The sequence below is a fragment of the Roseateles hydrophilus genome (assembly GCF_026712245.1).
Lineage (GTDB): Bacteria > Pseudomonadota > Gammaproteobacteria > Burkholderiales > Burkholderiaceae_C > Pelomonas > Pelomonas hydrophilus.
In genome coordinates this window covers 145,576-163,495 of record NZ_JAPPUY010000003.1, presented here as the reverse complement: position 1 = coordinate 163,495, position 17,920 = coordinate 145,576, and the positions used below count along the sequence as shown (strand labels likewise).

Here is a 17,920-nt window from a genome sequence, read left to right as displayed (position 1 = left end):
TGCTGACTCGCCCCGCAGCGAAACTAGCGCCATGGCTTCCCTGTTCCAACCGCTCGTTGCGCGCTTCGAGCACCTCGTCGACCCCTACCCCGAGACCTCCGGCCACGCGGCGCCGCCGGCCAGCTTCTTTGCCTTTCTGTGGCGCTGCGCCGATGGGGTGCGGCCGCACCTGCTGACGGTGATGCTGTTCACGGCGGGCATCGCGGCGGCGGAGGCCTGGCTGTTCAGCCTGATGGCCTCGCTGGTGGACTGGCTGGCCACGCAGCAGCCAGCCGAGCTGTGGCAGCGGCCGCAGCCGGTGGTGCTGATGCTGGTGGGCGTGCTGGCGCTGGGGGTGGTGCTGGCCGGCCTGCAGGCGCTGATGAAGTACCAGGGCGTGTTCGGCAACTTCCCGATGCGCATGCGCTGGATCTTCCACAGCCGCATGCTCAACCAGAGCATGGCCTTCTTCGGCGACGAGTTCGCCGGCCGCATCGCCACCAAGGTGATGCAGACGGCGCTGGCGGTGCGCGACACCTGGCTCATCGTCGTGGACATCCTCGTCTACGTGTGCGTGTACTTCGGCACCATGGTGGCCATCGTGGCGGCGTTCGACGCCCGGCTGATGGCGCCGTTCGCGGTGTGGCTGGCGCTGTATCTGCTGGCGCTGCGCTTCTTCGTGCCGCGGCTGGGCCGGGTGGCGCAGGCGCAGGCCGATGCGCGCAGCCTGATGACGGGCCGCATCACCGATGCGTACACCAACATCGCCACCGTCAAGCTGTTCGCCCATGGGCGGCGCGAGGCGGGCTATGCCAAGTCGGCGATGCAGGACTTCATGCTCACGGCCTACGGCCAGATGCGGCTGGTGACGGGCTTCGAGGTCGTCAACGCCACGCTGTCGGCGCTGCTGGTGGGCAGCACGGCGCTGCTGTCGCTGTGGCTGTGGAGCGAGTCCGCCGTGGGCGTGGGCGCCGTGGCGGCGGCCACCGCGATGGCGATGCGGCTGAACGGCATCTCGCATTGGGTGATGTGGGAGATGGCGTCTCTCTTCGAGCACATCGGCACCGTGCAGGACGGCTTGGCCACGCTGTCCAAGCCGCAGTCGATTGCCGATGCGAACGGCGCGACCGAGCTGACCGTGACGCAGGGCGAGGTGCGCTTCGAGCAGCTGCGCTTTGCCTACCCCAATGGCAAGGTGGTGGTGGACGGGCTGGACCTGACCATCCGCCCCGGCGAGAAGATCGGCCTGGTGGGCCGCAGCGGCGCGGGCAAGAGCACGCTCGTCAACCTGCTGCTGCGCCTGTACGACCTGCCCGAGGGCGGCGGCCGCATCAGCATCGACGGCCAGGACATCGCCTGCGTCACGCAGGACAGCCTGCGCCGCCACATCGGCATGGTCACGCAGGACACCTCGCTGCTGCACCGCTCGGTGGCCGACAACATCCTCTACGGCCGCCCCGATGCGAGCGCCGAGGACATGCAGCGCGCCGCCGTGCGTGCCCATGCCGACGAGTTCATCGCGCAGCTGTCCGACCCCAAGGGCCGCACCGGCTTCGAGGCCTTCGTGGGCGAGCGCGGCGTGAAGCTGTCGGGCGGCCAGCGCCAGCGCATCGCGATTGCGCGCGTGATGCTGAAGGACGCGCCCATCCTGCTGCTGGACGAGGCCACCAGCGCGCTGGACAGCGAGGTCGAGGCCGCCATCCAGCAGAGCCTGTACACGCTGATGGAGGGCAAGACGGTGGTGGCCATCGCGCACCGGCTGTCCACCATCGCGGCGATGGACCGGCTCGTCGTGATGGACGCCGGCCGCATCGTGGAGCAGGGCACGCACGCCGAGCTGCTGGCCGCGGGCGGCATCTACGCGCGTCTGTGGGCGCACCAGAGCGGCGGCTTCCTGGGCGAGGACTGAGCAGCGCGGCCCCGGCCTGCTCAGGCGCTGGCGCCCTCGCTGGGCGCGGCCTCGGTCGCGGTCGGGAACCACAGGCTCACGCAGGTGCCCTGGCCCAGCGTGCTGGCCACCTTCACCGTGCCGCGGTGCAGCTTCATGATCTGTTCGACAAGTGTCATCCCGAGGCCCGTGCCCGGGATGTGGCCGGATGGATCGGCGCGGTAGAAGCGCTCGAAGATGCGGGCCACCTGCTCCTCGGACATGCCGATGCCGTGGTCCTGCACCTCGATCAGCAGGCCGGGCAGCGAGCCCTTGGCCTGCGGCCGGCAGCGGATGTCGACGATGCCGCCGTTGGGCGAGTACTTGATGGCGTTGCTGATCACGTTGCCCAGCGCCTGCCCGGCCTTCACGCGGTCGGCGCGCATCGGTGGCAGATCATCGGGCAGGTCCAGCCGCAGCTCGGTTGTCTGGTGGGCGTTGCCGTAGGCGTTGATGGTGTCCGGCAGCAGCGCGGACAGGTGGATGGCCGACAGGTGCAGGTCGCCGGACTGCTTGGCCTCGATGCGGGCCACGTCGAGCACCTCGTCCAACAGGCTGACCATCCAGGCCGCCTGCTTGTGGATGGTGGCCGCCGTGTCCCGGAAGCGCTCGGGCGTGAGCGTGCGGTGGATGAGCAACTCGCTGAAGCCGAAGATGCTGGTCATCGGCGTGCGCAGCTCGTGTGCGGCCAGCGTGAGGAACTCGCTCTTCATGCGGTCCACCAGCGTCTCGCGGGTCACGTCGCGCACGAAGAGCACGTGTTCGTGGTCGCCGCCGCTGCGGTAGAGCAGGGACAGGTGGCGGCCGTCGCGCGTGCGCAGCACGAAGGCGCCGTCGTCATCGCTGGCGTGGAGCGCGAGCTCGTCCAGGCGCAGCCACACGGCGTCGCTGGCGTCCACCAGGCCTCTCAAATGCTGCTCGACATCAGCGACGTTGCGAAACGCGGGCGCCCCTGGCTCGACGCGCAGGATGGTGTTGAGTAAGCGGTTGGATTGCCGCAGCTCTCCCGAGGCCGAGAAGTAGCCCATGCCCATGGCCGACAGCTCGCTCATCAGCTGCAGCTGCTGGGTCTTCTGCCGCAGGCGGTCGGTGAGCCGCTGGGCGTCCTCGCGCGAGGTCTGTGCGGCGCGCTGCAGCAGCAGCAGATCCCCCGTGGCATCGTGCGCGGCGAGGTCTTCGAGCTGCAGGCCGTGGGTCTTCAAGTCCTCGAAGGTCTGCACCTTGGGGCGCAGCAGCAGCAACACGCGCTGGTCGGGCTGGCTGCACAGCTGGCCGCGCAGGGACAGGCCGCCGGCCTGCACGGTCTCCAGCAGCACGGCCTGGCCGTCAAAGCGCAGCCAGTCGTCGGCGGTGGCCAGCGCCACGGGGCGTGTCGGGGTCAGCTGGTCGCGCAGCCGCGTGCCGGGCGCCAGCGCGGGCAGCACGCGGTGCAGCCCCGTGCCGACGGACAGCACCGTGCCGTCCGCGTGCAGCAGGATGTAGAACGGGAAGACCGCGTCCAGATCGGCGCCCGCGAGGATGGGGGTGGGCGCATTCACTGCAGGATCTTGATCAGGAAGCAGTCGCGCGGCGCCTGCGCCGATCGCTGCGCCGTGTGCTGGATGTCCACCCGCTGACCGAAGCGCTTGGCCAGCCCGCTGATCAGGCCCTCCACCATGGGCGCCAGGCCCTCGCGCTTGGACGCGTAGGTCAACTCGAACTCGGTGGGGCCGAGCTCCTTGACCGCGAAGTGCGGCGGCCGGATGTCGGGCAGCGAGGCCTCGATGCGGGCATGCATCTGGTTCATGCCATGCAGAAAGCCGATCAGGTCGTTGCCGCACATGGCGAGCATGTCGCCGTAGCCCTCTTCGGCGGTGTAGAGGATCCAGTACTCGCCAAAGGCCCGCAGCACCTGCTCCGGCGTCAGGCCCAGGGTGTGGCTGACGGCACCGACCAGGCGGTAGGTCACGGCATCGTCATAGGTCTGCATCGCCACGAAGCCGCCATCCGGCCAGTCCGCAGCGGTGCAGATCTCTTCCCAGGCAGCGGGCCCCTTGAGGGACACGACCAGTTGCTCAATGGCGCGGTTCACAAGGCCGTACATGCGTACTCCTGCGGTCAGAGGCCGGTGACGATCACCCAGCTCGCCGCAGGATAGGGCGGCGTTGCTGCGCACGCACAGGGGCGGGCGACAGGCCGGCGGCGATTCACCGCATTTGTTCACGAGCGCCGGTGAGCGCCGACCGCCGGCTAGGGGCGGCGCAGCCAGGCATCCAGAAAGGCGCGGCTGCGCGACAGGCCGTCGCCGAGGTCGGTCAGCGCGGCTTCGGTCGCGCTGCCGCTGCGTGGCGCCAGGGCGCCGCCGCCTGGCGCGCCACCGGGTGCGCCACCGGGTGCGCCGCCGCCCTGGCCGGGGCCACGGCGGGCGGCGCGCACGAGGTGCTGGTCCTGCGCATGCCAGCCGTCGGGCGCCCGCGTGCCGGCCAGCGCCGCATGCGAGACCGCGCCCAGCTGGGCCAGTTGCACGCCGTCGGCCGCCAGGGTCTGCAGGCGCTCGGCCGGGTTGCGCAGCAGGCCCAGCGGATCGTGATCGGTCTCGCTGGTGATCAGCAGGGCCGGCGCGCCGGTGGCGGGCGCCTGCATGGCCGGCGGGCTGATGGCGATGACGGCCCGCCAGGCGGCGTCGGCGCGGGCGTCCAGCGCCGTCTGGGCGCCGGTCTCGTAGCCGGCCAGCGCGGCGCGGCGCCAGTCCAGCGCGGGCCGGGCGGCCTGCAGCGCGGGCAGCAGCTGGCGCAGCGCTGCCAGCCGTTCGGCGCGCAGCCCCGGGCCGTAGTGGTGTTCGCCCAGCGCGCGGAACTCGGCCGCCCGCGCCAGCGCCGAGCGCCAGGCCAGCGCATCGGCGGCCAGCGGCTGCACGGTCAGCACGGTGTAGCCGGCCTGCGCCCACGCCGCCGCCCAGCGCTGGCCGGCCTCGGTGTCCTGCCCCAGGCCGGGCAGGTAGACGACCACCGGCGTGGCGGCCACGGCCGTGGCACTGCGCGTGATGGCCACGCGCCGGCCCTGCACCTCGATGCTGTCCAGCACCAATTGCAACTCGCGCGTTGCCACCTCGGCCCAGGGGCGGGGCTCAGGCGGCGCACCGGCGCAGCCGGCCAGGGCGAGACTGAGCATGGCGAACCACAGCGTGCGGCGGTCAAGGCGAGGCGGCGTCATGACGGCACGATAGCGGGCGGACTTGGCTGCTTTGTTGCTGGCCCACAGCCTTGCGCCGCGTCAGGCCTTGTCGGTGCGCTGGTGTTCGTCGGCTAGACTTTTTGACATGTCTCGCCGGCTCGTCGCCTTCCTCCTGACCCTCTGCATGTGCTGGCAGTCGCTGGCCTTCGCGGGTGTGGGCGCTGTGGTGGCCAGTGCGGAAGAGCGGGTGCACCAGCAGTTGCACTTCGAGGACGTCGCCCATCACCATGACGACCACGATCATGACGACGGCGGCCTGCACCAGGACGACTCGACCGCCTCGGTCACGCACGTCACGCTGGACGCCGGGCTGTTTGCGCCGGCCCTGACCTCGGCGCTGATCCTGCCACTGCTGCAGCCTTGCCCGGAGCGGCCGCTGCCGGCCGCGCTGCCAGCGCATGCGCTCCCCTTCCTGGCCGGTCTTGAACGACCGCCACGGCTGACGGCCTGATCCGCTGTCGCCCCGGGCTTGCCTTGCCCGGGCTCTGCTGACCGCTGCCCCACCCCGCCTGTGCCCATGCGGCGGGCGACCGGGGCGCATCTCTGCCACGATCATCATGACTCTCTCTCCATGGCCGCGGCCATGGCGCATCGCCCGCCTTGCGGCGGCCCTTGCGCTGTGCCTGGCCGCGAGCGCCCGCACAGCGTGGGCGCAGGCACCGGTTGACGGTGCCCCTCCTTCCTTGAAACAGGCGCTGGACGCTGCCTGGCAGCGCTCCATCGACGCTGCCGAATCGCAGGGCCGCCAGGCCAGGGCGCGCGCCGAACAAGCGGCCGCGCAGAGCTGGCTGGCGGCCCCTGCGGCGCTGTCAGCCAGCCAGCGCGAGGGCCGTGCCGGCCTGCCGGCAGGCGCCCGCGAGACCGAGCTGGGCCTGGCGCTGCCGCTGTGGCGGCCGGGCCAGCGTGCGGCCGGCGGCGAGGCCTCGGACGCCGAACTGGCCTGGGCCGACGCCAGCGAGCAGGCGCAGCGCTTGCGCTTGGCCGGCCAGTTGCGTGAAGCCGCTGGCGCCGCGCGGTTGGCCGCTGCCGAGGCCGCGCAGGCTCAGCAGCAGGTTGAGACGCTGCGCCGCCTGGCTGACGACGTCGCGCGCCGCGTGCAGGCCGGCGATCTCGCGCTGGCTGACTCGCTCGCGGCCCGCGCCGAGCTGCTGGCCGCTGAGGCTCAATGGCGCAGCAGCCAGCAGGCACTGCAGGCGCAGCGCGCCGCCTGGCGGCTGCTGACGGGCTTCGATGCCCAGCCTGCCGAAGCACCGGCCGCCAGCACGCCGCAGGACCTGCCCGACGCGCATCCCGAGCTCAGGCTGGCCGATGCGGCCCTGGCGTTGAGCCAGCGCCGGCTGGCGCTGGCGCGGCTGCAGCGTGGCGCAGCGCCCGAGCTGTCCATTGGCCTGCGCCAGGAGCGGCCGGGCGGCGCGCTGCCGTCGCAACAGAGCGTCGTGGTGGGCCTGCGGGTGCCGTTCGGCGGCCAGGCGCACCAGCAGCCGCGCATCGCTGCGGCGCTGGCCGACGACGAGGTGGCGCGTGCCCAGCAGCGCCGCACGCGCGAACGGCTCACGGCCGAGCTGGCGCTGGCGGCCGAGCAGGCCCAGGCCAGCCAGGCCCAGGCCGCGCTGGAGCGCGACCGTGCGGCCCTGCTGCGCGAGCGTGCCCAGCTGATCGACAAATCCTTCCGCGCTGGCGAGACGCCGCTGCCCGAACTGCTGCGCGCCCTCGGCGCCGCCGCGTTGGCCGACGCCGCCAGTGCCCGCCAGCAGGCCAGCCACCAACTGGCCCTGGCCCGCCTCCAACAAGCTCTCGGAAACCTGCCATGAATCACTCCTCCATGTCCTGCGCGCTGGCGGCCAGCCTGCTGGCGCTGCCCGTCCTGGCCGCGCCCGGCGCCCATGGCCCCAACGGCGAACACCTGGACGCGCCCACCACCACGGCTGCGGGCGGCAAGGCCAGCCCGCGCATCGAGGCCCAATCGGAGCTGTTCGAGATCGTCGGCACGCTGGCTGGCGGCGAGCTGTCGCTGCTGATCGACCGCTTCGCCACCAACGAGCCGCTGCTGAAGGCGGAGGTCGAGGTCGAGTCCGGTGGCCTGAAGGCCAAGGCCAAGTTCCATGCCGACATCGGCGACTTCTCGGTCGACGACGCAGCGCTGCTGAAGAAGCTGTCCACGCCGGGCGAGCACGCGCTCGTCATCACGGTGCTGGCCGGCGATGACACCGACCTGCTGGACGGCGTGCTGCGTGTGACGCAGGCCGTCAGCGATGCCGACCATGCCCATGGCGACGACGATCATGACCATGCGCACGGCACGCGCTGGGGCCGCTGGGCCCTCGGCGGCGCGGCGGTGGCGGTGGCGCTGGGCGGCTTGGCTTGGCGCCGTCGCCAGGGCCTGCGCTTTGGCCACAACAACGACGGAGGCCAGGCATGAAGCGGCTTTGCATCACCCTCGCATTCGCCACCTCCATCGCCTGGGCCAGCCCGGGCGCCCACGGCCCCAACGGCGAGCACCTGGACCAGGCCAGCGCGCCCACGGCCAACGGCCTGGCGCGGCTGCCCGACGGCAGCGTCAATGTGCCCAAGCTCGCGCAGCGGCGCATGGGCCTGCGCACGCTCATCGCGCCCGAGACCGAGGCGGCCGCCACGGTGCAGCTGCCGGCCCGCGTCGTGGCCGACCCCAATGCCAGCGGCCAGGTGCAGTCGGCGCATGGCGGCCGCATCGAGGCCGGCCCGCAGGGCCTGCCGGTGGCCGGCCAGGCGGTGCGCCAGGGCGACGTGATCGCCTGGGTGCGCCACCACGCCGAGCCTTTCGCCCAGGCCAGCCAGCAGGCGCAGCGCGCCGAGCTGAAGGCGGCCCGTGAGCTGGCCGAGCAGCGCGTGCGTCGGCTCGAAGGCCTGGAGGGCACGGTGCCGCGCAAGGACATCGACGCGGCGCGCATCCAGGCGCAGTCGCTGGCCGCGCGTGAGCAGAGCATTGCCGCCAGCCTGGGCGCCCGCGAGGCGCTGCGGGCGCCGATCTCCGGCGTCATCGCCCGTGCCGACCTCAAGGCCGGCCAGATCGTCGAGCCCCGCGAGGTGCTGGTCGAGGTGGTGGACCCGACGCGGCTGATGGTGGAGGCCAGCACGCCCGATGTGTCGCTCGGCGTCAAGCTGGCTGGCGCCCATCTGCTGGGCGTGGAGGGCGTGAAGCTCCACCTCGTCGGCGCTGCCCGTGCGTTGCGCGACGGCGTGCTGCCGCTGAACTTCCGCGCCAGCGTGGCGCCGGGCGCGACGCCGCTGGCCCTGGGCCAGCCGGTGACGCTGGTGGCCGCGTTGAAGGAGCGCCGCAAGGGCATGGTGCTGCCGGCTGCAGCCGTTGTGCGCAGCCCAGCCAACGAGGCCGTCGTCTGGATCAAGGCGGGCTTTGAGCGCTATGTGCCGCAGCCGGTGCAGGTGCAGCCGCTGGACAGCGCCACGGTGCTGGTGACGCAAGGCCTGGCCCCCGACAACCGGGTCGTCGTCCAGGGGGCGTCCCTGGTGGCGCAGATCCGCTGAACGGAGCCGCCGATCATGTTCAATTGGATCGTCAGAGCCAGCCTCAAGAACCGGCTCTTCGTGCTGGCCTTCGCCGCGCTGCTGCTCGCCTATGGCGCGATGACGGCATGGCGCACGCCGCTGGATGTCTTCCCCGACCTCAACAAGCCGCTGGTGACGGTGCTGACCGAGGCCGGCGGCATGGCGCCGGAGGAGGTCGAGCAGCTCGTCACCTTCCCGTTGGAGACCGCGCTGAACGGCATGCCCGGCGTCACGCGCGTGCGCTCGACGTCGGGGGTCGGCCTGTCCGTCGTCTACGCCGAGTTCGACTGGGGCACGGACATCTACCGCAACCGCCAGCTCGTCGCCGAGCGGCTCGCGCAGCTGCGCGGCCAGCTGCCCGGTGACATCGCGCCGGTCATGGGGCCGGTGTCGTCCATCATGGGCGAGGTGATGCTGATTGCGCTGCCGCTGCAGGGCAACGCGAGCGCTATGGCTGCGCGTGAATATGCCGACTTCGTGCTGCGGCTGCGGCTGCTGGGCATTTCCGGCGTGTCGCAGGTCATCCCCATCGGTGGCGAGGTGCGGCAGTTGCGCGTCGAGCCCGACCCGCAGCGGCTGGCCCAGCTCGGCATCACGCTGAGCCAGGTGGAGCAGGCACTGCGCGGGTTCGCCAACAACGCGGGTGGCGGCTTCATCGACCTGAACAGCCGCGAGTACCTGATCCGGCACCTGGGCCGCACCAACAAGCTCGAGGACCTGCAAGGCATGGCCGTGGGCTGGAAGGACGGCCGGGCGGTACTGCTGCAGCAGGTGGCCGAGGTGCGCTTCGCACCGGCGCTCAAGCGGGGCGACGCCGGCTACAAGGGCGCGCCGGCCGTCATCGTCAGCGTGCAGAAGCAGCCGGCGGCTGACACGGTCAAGCTCACGCAGCAGATCGAGCGCGCGCTGGATGAGCTCAAGCCCGGCCTGCCCAAGGGCCTGGCCGCGCCGCAGGTGCTGTTCCGCCAGGCGGACTTCATCGAGGCCTCCATCGGCAACGTCACCGAGGCGCTGCGTGACGGCGCCCTCATGGTGGCCATCGTGCTGTTCGCCTTCCTGCTGTCGGCGCGCACGACATTGATCTCGCTGCTGGCCATTCCGCTGTCACTGGCGGTCACGGCGCTGGTGTTCCGGTTGCTGGACCAGTCCATCAACGTGATGACGCTGGGCGGCCTGGCCATCGCCATCGGCGAGCTGGTGGACGACGCGGTGGTGGACGTCGAGAACATCCTGCGCCGCCTGAAGGAGAACCGCGCGCTCGCCGTGCCGCAGCCGGTGCTGGCCGTCGTGCGCCAGGCCAGCGTGGAGGTGCGCTCGGGCATCGTCTATGCGACGGTCATCGTCGTGCTGGTGTTCGTGCCGCTGTTCGCGCTGCCGGGCATCGAGGGCCGGCTGTTCGCGCCGCTGGGCATCGCCTACATCGTGTCCATCCTGGCGTCGATGGTGGTGTCGATGACTGTCACGCCGGTGTTGTGCGCGATGCTGCTGCCGCGCATGAAGCGGCTCACCCATGGCGACAGCCCGCTGGTGGCGCGGCTCAAGGGCTGGGACGCGCGGCTGCTGGCCTGGTCCTTTCCGCGTGCGCGGCTGCTGATGGGTGCGGCGCTGGTGGCTGTCGTCATGGCCGCGGCCAGCGTGCCCTTCTTCCCGCGCACCTTCCTGCCGGCCTTCAACGAGGGCTCGCTGGTGCTGGGCATGGTGTTCAACCCGGGCACGTCGCTGGCCGAGGCCAACCGCATGGGCGCGCTGGCCGAGCAGCTCATCGCCCAGGTGCCCGGCGTCACGCAGGTCGGCCGGCGCACCGGCCGTGCGGAGCTGGATGAGCATGCCGAAGGCGTGCATTCGGCCGAGATCGACGTGGACCTGCGCCGCGATGGCAAGCCCGTCGACCGCGAGGCCGTGATGGCGCAGATCCGCGCTCAGCTCGCCTCGCTGCCTGCCCAGGTCGCCATCGGCCAGCCCATCTCGCACCGGCTGGATCACCTGCTGTCCGGCGTGCGCGCGCAGATCGCGCTGAAGATCTACGGTGACGACATCGACACGCTGCGCGGTCTGGCTGAGCAGATGCGCGGCCAGCTGGCCAGCGTGCCGGGCCTGGTGGACCTGAGCGTCGAGAAGCAGGTGCTGATTCCGCAGATCCTGGTGCGGCTGGACCCCCAGCGCCTGGCGCAGACGGGCCTGGCGCCGGGCGAGGCCGTGCGCATCCTGCAGGCGCTGACCGACGGCGCGCATGGTGCCCAGATCGTCGACGGCCCGCGCCGCTACGAGCTGGTGCTGCGCCTGCCCGACGACAAGCGCGGCCCGCTGGACCTGGCGCGCACGCTAGTCGACACGCCGGCCGGGCGCCTGCCCATCGCCAGCTTCGCGACCGTGGAAGAGGCCGACGGGCCCAACCAGATCGGCCGCGAGAACGGGCGGCGACGCATCGTCGTCTACGCCAACACCGACGGTGCCGACATGGGCCGCGTGGTGGCCGACATCCGCCAGGCCATCGCGGCGACCCAACTCCCCACCGGCAGCTTCATCAGCCTGGAAGGGCAGTTCCAGGCGCAGGAGCAGGCCACCCAGCAGATCATCGGCCTGTCGCTGATCTCGCTGGCCATGATGTTCCTGGTGCTGTATTCGCGCTACCGCTCGGCGGTGCTGGCCGGCATCGTGATGGCCAACATCCCGCTGGCGCTGATCGGCAGCGTGGTGGCGATGTGGTTGGCCGGCGTGACGCTGTCGGTGGCGACGATGGTGGGCTTCATCACGCTGGCCGGCATCGCCACGCGCAACGGCATCCTGAAGATCAGCCACTACATCAACCTGTGCCGGCTGGAGGGCGAGGTGTTCGGCCAGCCCATGATCGTGCGCGGCTCGTTGGAGCGGTTGACGCCGGTGCTGATGACGGCGCTGGTGGCGGCCTTTGCGCTGACGCCGCTGCTGCTGGCGGGCGACGCGCCGGGCAAGGAGATCCTGCATCCGGTGGCCGTCGTCATCTTCGGCGGCCTGGTCAGCTCGACGCTGCTGGACACGCTGTTGACGCCGCTGCTCTACGCCCGCTTCGGGCGCGCGGCGACCGAGAAGCTCTTGCAACCCGACACCGAAGAAACCGCCGCTGTGCCGGCGCAGGAAGCCTTCTGAGCGTTTGAATCAGGCCTCGCGGCGCGCGCCTGCATCAAGCGCGCCGCACCGACACCAAGGAGTTTTGAAGATGACGATGAAGCAACTGTTCCAGGCCGCCGTGCTGGCCCTGTCCGCCCTGACCCTGAACACCGCGATGGCCCATGGCGCGGCCAAGCCGCGCCACGGCGGCATCGTGCAGGTGGCCCACGATGTCAGCTTCGAGCTGGTGGCCGAGGCCGACGGCGCGACCATCTACCTGACCGACCACGACGAGCCCATGTCGTCCACCGGCATCGGCGGCAAGCTGACCGTGTTGCAGGGCGCGCAGAAGACCGAGGTCGACATCAAGTCGGCCGGTGACGACAAGCTGCGCGCCACCGGCGTGAAGATCGCCGCGGGCGCCAAGGTCGTGGCCGTGCTGAACAACGTCGAAGGCAAGACGGTGACCGTGCGCTTCACCATCAAGTGAGCATGCACCGCCTCGTGCTCACCGGCCCGGCCCTGCGCGGCGGTGCGTTGGCGCTGCTGGCTGCGCTGCTGTTTGGCGCCAGCATGCCGCTGGTGCAGCAGGTCGGGCGCGGGCTGGGCCCGTTCACCACGGCCGCCCTGCTGTACGCGGGGGCGGCCTGCATCGGTGCGCTGCTGCGGCAGCGGCCCGAGCGCGAGGCGGCGTTGCGGCGTGCCGACCTGCCGCGGCTGTTGCTGCTCGCGGCGTGCGGTGCCGTCATCGGCCCGGTGGCGCTGGCCTGGGGGCTGCAGCGCACCAGCGGCACGGGCGCGTCGCTGATGCTGACGCTGGAGGCCTTGTTCACCGCGCTGCTGGCCTGGAGGCTCTATGGCGAGGTGATGGACCGGCGCGTCTGGGCGGCGTTGCTGATGCTGTTTGCCGGGGGCGTCGTGCTGGTGCTGGACCAGGGCCGAGGCGGGAACTCGCAGCTGCTGGGCCTGTTGGCCATCGGACTGGCGACGGTGGCCTGGGGCGTGGACAACTGCCTGTCACGCGCCTTGGCCGAGCGCGATCCGGGGCAGGTGGTGATGGCCAAGGCGGCGCTGGGCGCCGGTGCGGCGCTGGTGCTGGCCGTGCTTGCCGGAGAACCGCTGCCCGGTGCGGCGGCCGCGAGCGCCCTGTTGGTCATCGGTGCCAGCGGCTATGGCCTGAGCCTGCGCTTCTACCTGCTGGCCCAGCGGACCTTCGGCGCCGCACGCACCGGCTCGGTGTTTGCCTTCGCGCCCTTTGTGGGCGCGGGCATTGCGCTGCTGATGGGCGACCGGCTGGCCAGCTGGGGCATGGCCGCGGGCGGTGCGCTGATGCTGGCGGGCGTGGCCCTGCACCTGATGGAATCGCACGCGCACGAGCATGAGCACGAGGCGTTGGAGCACGAGCATGCGCATACGCATACGCACGGCGACGACCACCACGACCACTGGCACGACCCCATGCCCGTCGGTGCGCACAGCCACCCGCACCGCCACGAGCCCAAGCGCCACGCCCACCCGCACGTGCCGGACGCGCACCACACGCACCGGCACTAGCGCCGCTGCGCGTGCCGGATCAGTCCGCGAGGGTCAGCACACCGACCAGGCCGGTCAGCAGGCTCGCCCCGGCCTGGAAGCCCGTCGTGACCTGTGCGTAGAACGTGCCCGGCCACTCCCCGACGCTGGGGAACAGCAGCACCGTGCCCTCGACACCCACGCCGACGCCGGCCGAGACGCCGATGAGCATGACGCAGCGGCCGTCGAACCACTCGGCGTCGACGGCGCCGGGCGGGTCGGGCATGTAGATCTCGCCGCCCAGGCCGGCGCCTGTCGAGAACGAGGCAAAGATCGGCAGCGCTTCGATCTTCTTGAACGACATGCCCCAGTCCAGGCCGCCCATGAACAGATGGGCGCTGCGGGTTTCCAGCACCCGCCCCGAGGCGTCCAGGCGCTGCAGCTCGCCGAGCTGCACCTGCCCCGCCAGTGGCAGCTTGATGAGGCCGGACGTGAGCGTCATGCTCAGGCTCAGGTCCAGCACCCAGTCGGTCGACGTTGCCGCGTTGGCGGCCGGCGCCGGGCTCGCCATCCGGGCGCGCCACTCCAGCGTCAGCTCCACGCTGCGGTTCAGGCCGGCCTCGCGCCCCGGGATGTGGATCAGGGGCAGGCGTGAGCCGTTGGACAGCGTGGCGCCGATGCGCGACGGCGGCAGGCCGTGGGCCGCCAGCGCGGTGGCCACCTGCTCGGCGCGGGCCTGGGCCAGCGCGCGGTTGGTGGCCTCGGGGCCGGTCTGGCTGGCGCGGCCCACGATGCTGACGATGCCGGCCTCGGGCCGCTCCAGCATGAACTGCGCGATGTCGGCAATCTGCTGCTCGTGTTCGGCCGTCAACGCCGCGCTGTTGATGTCGAAGTCGGTCAGCATGGACAGCGTGCTCATCAGGCGCCCGTCCAGCGGGCGCGCCTCCAGCGTGCCCAGCAGGCGGTTCAAGGCCGGCCTCAGCGGGGCCAGCGGTTGGCGGCTGCTCATTGGTCGTCTCCCAGCAGGTGGTCCAGGCGGTGACGCCCGGCGGCGTCGATCACGGTGATGGCCCGCAGGCATGGCGCCAGGTTGACGGGCCGCAGATGGGGGATTCGTCCCGGCGTCACCGGGGCGGGATGGATGCGGGGCGGCCCGGGTCGCGGGCTGGGTGGTGCGGCTGGTGGGCCCGCCAGCTTGTTCAGCGGCATGGGCGTGCCGGCGGTCAAGACGCCCCGGCGCACCTGCCCGCCGGGCACCACCACGCGCCAGCCCTGCAGCGCGGCCGTGCTCACCGCGCCGCTGATGTCGAGGGCCCCGTTCGTCACGCGTACCCGCACACCGTCGGTCGGCGTCGCGGCTTTGTTCACCAGGAAGGTCTTGCGGCTGCGCTGGGCAGGCCGTCCGCCACCGGCGCAGGCGAACTCCAGCACGTTGAGGCCCGGCCGCATCGCCGGGTGAGACGCCGCCAGTGGCAGTGACAGCCGCAAGAGCTTGCCGGTGCGTTGCCACGCTGCATCCGGCACGCTGACCTGCTGGCCATTGAGCAGCAGCAGCGCTTGGCCGTCCATGGCGTTGCCGGGCGTCGCGGGCAGGCCCGCGACGACGATGCGGACCGGGATGCTCGTGTGGTAGACGCAAGCAGCATCCGGATCGTTGGTGACGCCCAGCGGGCTGCAGATGTTCACCCCCAGCGCGCCGCCCACCAGGGCCGCGTCCAGCGCGTCCTGCTTGGCCTCCTGGGCCTGGGCCTTGGTGGCGATGCTGGCGCGCAGCCTGCGCTCGCCGGCTCGGGCTGCCTGCTCGTTCTGGCGCGCGGCGAAGGCCAGGCGCAGCGCCTCGCGGATCGGCGGGAGGTTGGTCACGATGTCCACCGCCGCGTCCACGATGGCTTGGAGGGAGATCTCGCGTGGCAGTTGCAGGTTCGCCAAGGCTTGCACGGCGGCATTCAGGCGGTTCGTGATGGCCTGGGTCAGCGCCCGCATCAGGGCCGCCATGTCGGCCACAGCCGCGAACAGCCGGGCGATGTCGTCGCCCACCGCGCCCAGCACCCGGAGCGCGCCGTCCAGCAGCGGCCGCACGGCGCCAAAGGCCGTGCCGAATGCGTTGCCTGCGGCGGTCAGGGCCAGTGCCCGGGCCTCTCTCGGCCACAGGCTGAAGCCGGGCGCCTGCCGGGCGAACGCGCGCGCGTTGGCGGCGCCGTCCCGTTGCAGCCGGTCGAGGATTTGCTGGCGTCGGGTGGCAGACCGGCAGGCCGCCGCCGCGTTGCCAAGCTGGCGGGAGATCTCGCGTGCAAAGCGCTCGGCCTCGGCCAACCGCGCTTCGGCTTGCCGGCCCAGCACCACCAGCTCCTTGCCGATGGCCACCAGGTCGTCACGCAGGTCGGCCAGCCCGTCGGCCAGCCCGGTCTCGATCTGCTTGATCAAGCCTTCAGCCAGCCGGGCGAAGAAGCGTTCCAGCGCCGCCAACGTGGCGGACAGGGTTTGGCCCAGCGTCGCGGCCATCATCTCGGCCTGCAGCAGCAGCATGTCCTTCACGGCTTGCGGTGCCGGCAGGTAGGCGCAGGCGGCGACCTCGGCCATGAAGCGATTCGGGTCTGCCCGGTCGGCTTCGCTGTAGATGCTGAACACGATGCGGCGCAGCAGCTCGCGCTCCTTGGCGCGCCGCGCGTCGGTCCACACCTGCTCACCGGTGGCGCTGGCCAGCGCCAGCAGCAGGTCGGCCGCCAGCTCCTGGCAGGCATCGAGCATCAGCGGGCGTGGGATGACATGGCCGGCCACCGACACCAGCGGTTGCGCCAGGGTGTTGAAGGCGTTGACCAGCGGCGTGCGCCGCCCGTCCCTCAGTTCATCGGACAGCTGGCGTGCCGCCTGGGCCACGTTGTCGCGGATGTGGTCCACGAGGATGTCGCGCAGCACGATGACGTGGCTGGTGACGATCTTGCCCACCAGCAGCCCCAAGGCCGCGCGCAAGGGTTCCTGCTGCAGCGCGCGGCCTGCCACGGCGTCGTCCAGCCGGGCCAGTACAAAGTCGCGCAGCATCACCAGGCTGGGGCGGGCCACCTCCTCGGTCCACAAGCGGCTGGCGTCGTTGTCCCGCAGCAGCAGGGCCAGCTGAGGCAGCAAGCGCTGCAGCAGCAACTCATCCAGCAGGCGCGACGCCAGCGCACGGCAGGGCGCGTAGCTGAGCTTCAGGTCGCCCCGCAGCGCGGCGGTGATCACATCCGAGAGGTCCAGCTCCCGTTCGATCATGTCCAGCAAGGGCACGACCTCGGGCACCGCGAGGCGCAGCCGTGGCAGCAGCTGGCTGTCGATCAGCCAGGCCACCACCTGCGTGAAACCGAGCTTGCTGGCGCGCGGGATGCCCAGCCGCGCCTGCAGCTCGTCCTGAATGAAGGCCGGCACATCGCGGATCTCGATCGTGAGCGCGCCCGTCACCTGCGCCGCCAGCCCCATCACGCCCGCGCTGGCGCCTGCGTGCCGGGCGACGATGCCCTGGCGCAGCGCATCGGCGGCGGCCAGGCTGAGCCACAGCGCCGCCAGCGCCGGCCGCCAGGTGCTGCGCCCCGCCGCATCCACCGCGTCGAGCACGGCGGCCAGCGCAGGCAGCGCTTCGGTGGCGCTGGTCAGGGTCAACGTCCGGCCTTCCAGCAGGTCCAAGGCAGACCGCACCGCCGCGGCCGCCGTGCGCGCGGCCGCGTCAGGCAAGGGCGCGGCGGCGAGGCGCTCCGAGAGGACATCCAGCTGCGCAGCAACCAGGGTGGCCGCACCCAGCGCGAGCTTGTCGAGCAGGAAGCGCTGCAACTCAGCCCCGATGCAGGCCGCGAAGACCTCGCCGGCCAGCGCCGGCCGGGCGGCCAGCGCGGCGGTGTCGATCTGGGCGATCTCGTACGCGGCGTTGAGCAACGCCGGCAGCGCGAACTCCAGGGCCGCCAGATGCACGCGCAGGCTGGGCGGCAGGTGCTTGTGGGCCTCGGTCACCAAGGCTCCGGTCGCGATGTCCACCGCCGTCAGGAAGAAGCGCTTCGGGCTCTCGAACAGCGCGCCCGCGTACACATCCACCCCGCCGCCGACAGCGGCACCGACCGCCAGGCTGCCCTCGATCACGAAGCCCGCCTTGTCGTCGTCCGCCAGGCTCAGCAGCACCGACAGCTGCCCCCGCGCCATCGCGGCCACGCCGATGCGTGCCCACACCCCGGCACCCAGCTTGATCTCGCGCAGCAAGGCGAGGAAGACCTCCAGCGCGGGGCCGTCCAGCCGCTCGGCGGCCAGCCGGGCGACGTCCTGCAAGTCCAGCGACAAGCTCAGCCGCCCCGCCACGGAGGCCTCGGCGTAGGCCGCCACGCCAACGTCCAGGCCAGCGCGGTCGAAGGGGTCGATGGTGGCCGTCGCGACCAGCGTGGCCCCCGCCGTGGCCAGCGCGGCGCCTTGGGCATCGCCGGACAGCAGGCCGAGCAGCCCGAGCTGCGCCGAGGCGTCGGCCCGCGCTTGCGCAGCGGCTTGCGCGGCGAGGCCGTGGCAGGCCGTGAAGCGCGTGGTGAAGTTGAGCCGCGCGCCGGCGCCAACCTTGCCGCGGATGAGGCCCTCGTCGAAGCCAGCCGAAGCGTCCAGCGAGAAGACTTCACCTGCGAGTACGAGATTGGGCATGGTTCCGTCCGTGTC

13 protein-coding genes are annotated in these 17,920 nt (G+C 71.8%); 8 read left to right on the top strand and 5 right to left on the bottom strand.

The annotated features are described in order from the left end of the window. The first annotated feature begins 31 nt into the window (after nt 1-31). On the top strand, nt 32-1,888 hold the full coding sequence (locus NYO99_RS12375) for an ABC transporter ATP-binding protein (protein WP_268167514.1): 1,857 nt from the start codon (nt 32-34) through the stop codon (nt 1,886-1,888). A 20-nt stretch (nt 1,889-1,908) separates the two neighbouring features. On the opposite strand, the gene NYO99_RS12370 is transcribed toward NYO99_RS12375, so the two are convergent. From NYO99_RS12370 to NYO99_RS12360, 3 genes are all read right to left on the bottom strand, one after another. Next, complete coding sequence (locus tag NYO99_RS12370) at nt 1,909-3,444, bottom strand: ATP-binding protein (protein ID WP_268167513.1); 1,536 nt, start codon at nt 3,442-3,444, stop codon at nt 1,909-1,911. Further along, the gene (locus tag NYO99_RS12365) at nt 3,441-3,989 is read right to left on the bottom strand and encodes a heme NO-binding domain-containing protein (RefSeq protein ID WP_268167512.1); all 549 of its coding nucleotides are present in this window, start codon (nt 3,987-3,989) and stop codon (nt 3,441-3,443) included. Before NYO99_RS12365 ends, NYO99_RS12370 begins: the two co-directional genes overlap by 4 nt. 146 nt (nt 3,990-4,135) lie before the next feature. Beyond that, nucleotides 4,136-5,098 (bottom strand): hypothetical protein, encoded by a 963-nt coding sequence (locus tag NYO99_RS12360; protein WP_268167511.1) that lies wholly within the window; start codon nt 5,096-5,098, stop codon nt 4,136-4,138. A 106-nt stretch (nt 5,099-5,204) separates the two neighbouring features. On the opposite strand from NYO99_RS12360, the gene NYO99_RS12355 reads away from it, so the two are divergent. The 7 genes from NYO99_RS12355 to NYO99_RS12325 all read left to right on the top strand — a co-directional run bounded on the left by NYO99_RS12355 (nt 5,205) and on the right by NYO99_RS12325 (nt 13,303). Next, entirely contained in the window at nt 5,205-5,570 is a 366-nt protein-coding gene (locus NYO99_RS12355) for a hypothetical protein (RefSeq protein WP_268167510.1), read from the top strand. 232 nt (nt 5,571-5,802) lie between these two features. Next, nucleotides 5,803-6,930 carry a TolC family protein gene (locus NYO99_RS12350; RefSeq protein ID WP_268167509.1) on the top strand — a complete coding sequence of 376 codons (1,128 nt, stop codon included), beginning with the start codon at nt 5,803-5,805 and terminating at the stop codon, nt 6,928-6,930. Further along, a complete protein-coding gene (locus NYO99_RS12345; protein WP_268167508.1) occupies nt 6,927-7,538 on the top strand; it encodes a hypothetical protein in 612 nt (203 codons plus the stop codon). Before NYO99_RS12350 ends, NYO99_RS12345 begins: the two co-directional genes overlap by 4 nt. Further along, on the top strand, nt 7,535-8,641 hold the full coding sequence (locus tag NYO99_RS12340; protein ID WP_268167507.1) for an efflux RND transporter periplasmic adaptor subunit: 1,107 nt from the start codon (nt 7,535-7,537) through the stop codon (nt 8,639-8,641). Before NYO99_RS12345 ends, NYO99_RS12340 begins: the two co-directional genes overlap by 4 nt. 15 nt (nt 8,642-8,656) lie before the next feature. After that, the gene (locus NYO99_RS12335; protein ID WP_268167506.1) at nt 8,657-11,788 is read left to right on the top strand and encodes an efflux RND transporter permease subunit; all 3,132 of its coding nucleotides are present in this window, start codon (nt 8,657-8,659) and stop codon (nt 11,786-11,788) included. 70 nt (nt 11,789-11,858) lie between these two features. Then, nucleotides 11,859-12,239, top strand: a complete 381-nt coding sequence (locus NYO99_RS12330) for a hypothetical protein (RefSeq protein ID WP_422395500.1) — start codon at nt 11,859-11,861, stop codon at nt 12,237-12,239. A gap of 2 nt (nt 12,240-12,241) precedes the next feature. After that, nucleotides 12,242-13,303 (top strand): DMT family transporter, encoded by a 1,062-nt coding sequence (locus tag NYO99_RS12325; RefSeq protein WP_268167505.1) that lies wholly within the window; start codon nt 12,242-12,244, stop codon nt 13,301-13,303. 19 nt (nt 13,304-13,322) lie between these two features. Here the strand turns inward: NYO99_RS12325 and NYO99_RS12320 are convergent, their stop codons facing one another. Further along, entirely contained in the window at nt 13,323-14,270 is a 948-nt protein-coding gene (locus NYO99_RS12320; RefSeq protein ID WP_268167504.1) for an OmpA family protein, read from the bottom strand. Further along, nucleotides 14,267-17,905 (bottom strand): hypothetical protein, encoded by a 3,639-nt coding sequence (locus NYO99_RS12315; RefSeq protein ID WP_268167503.1) that lies wholly within the window; start codon nt 17,903-17,905, stop codon nt 14,267-14,269. Before NYO99_RS12315 ends, NYO99_RS12320 begins: the two co-directional genes overlap by 4 nt. Nucleotides 17,906-17,920: the final 15 nt, after the last annotated feature.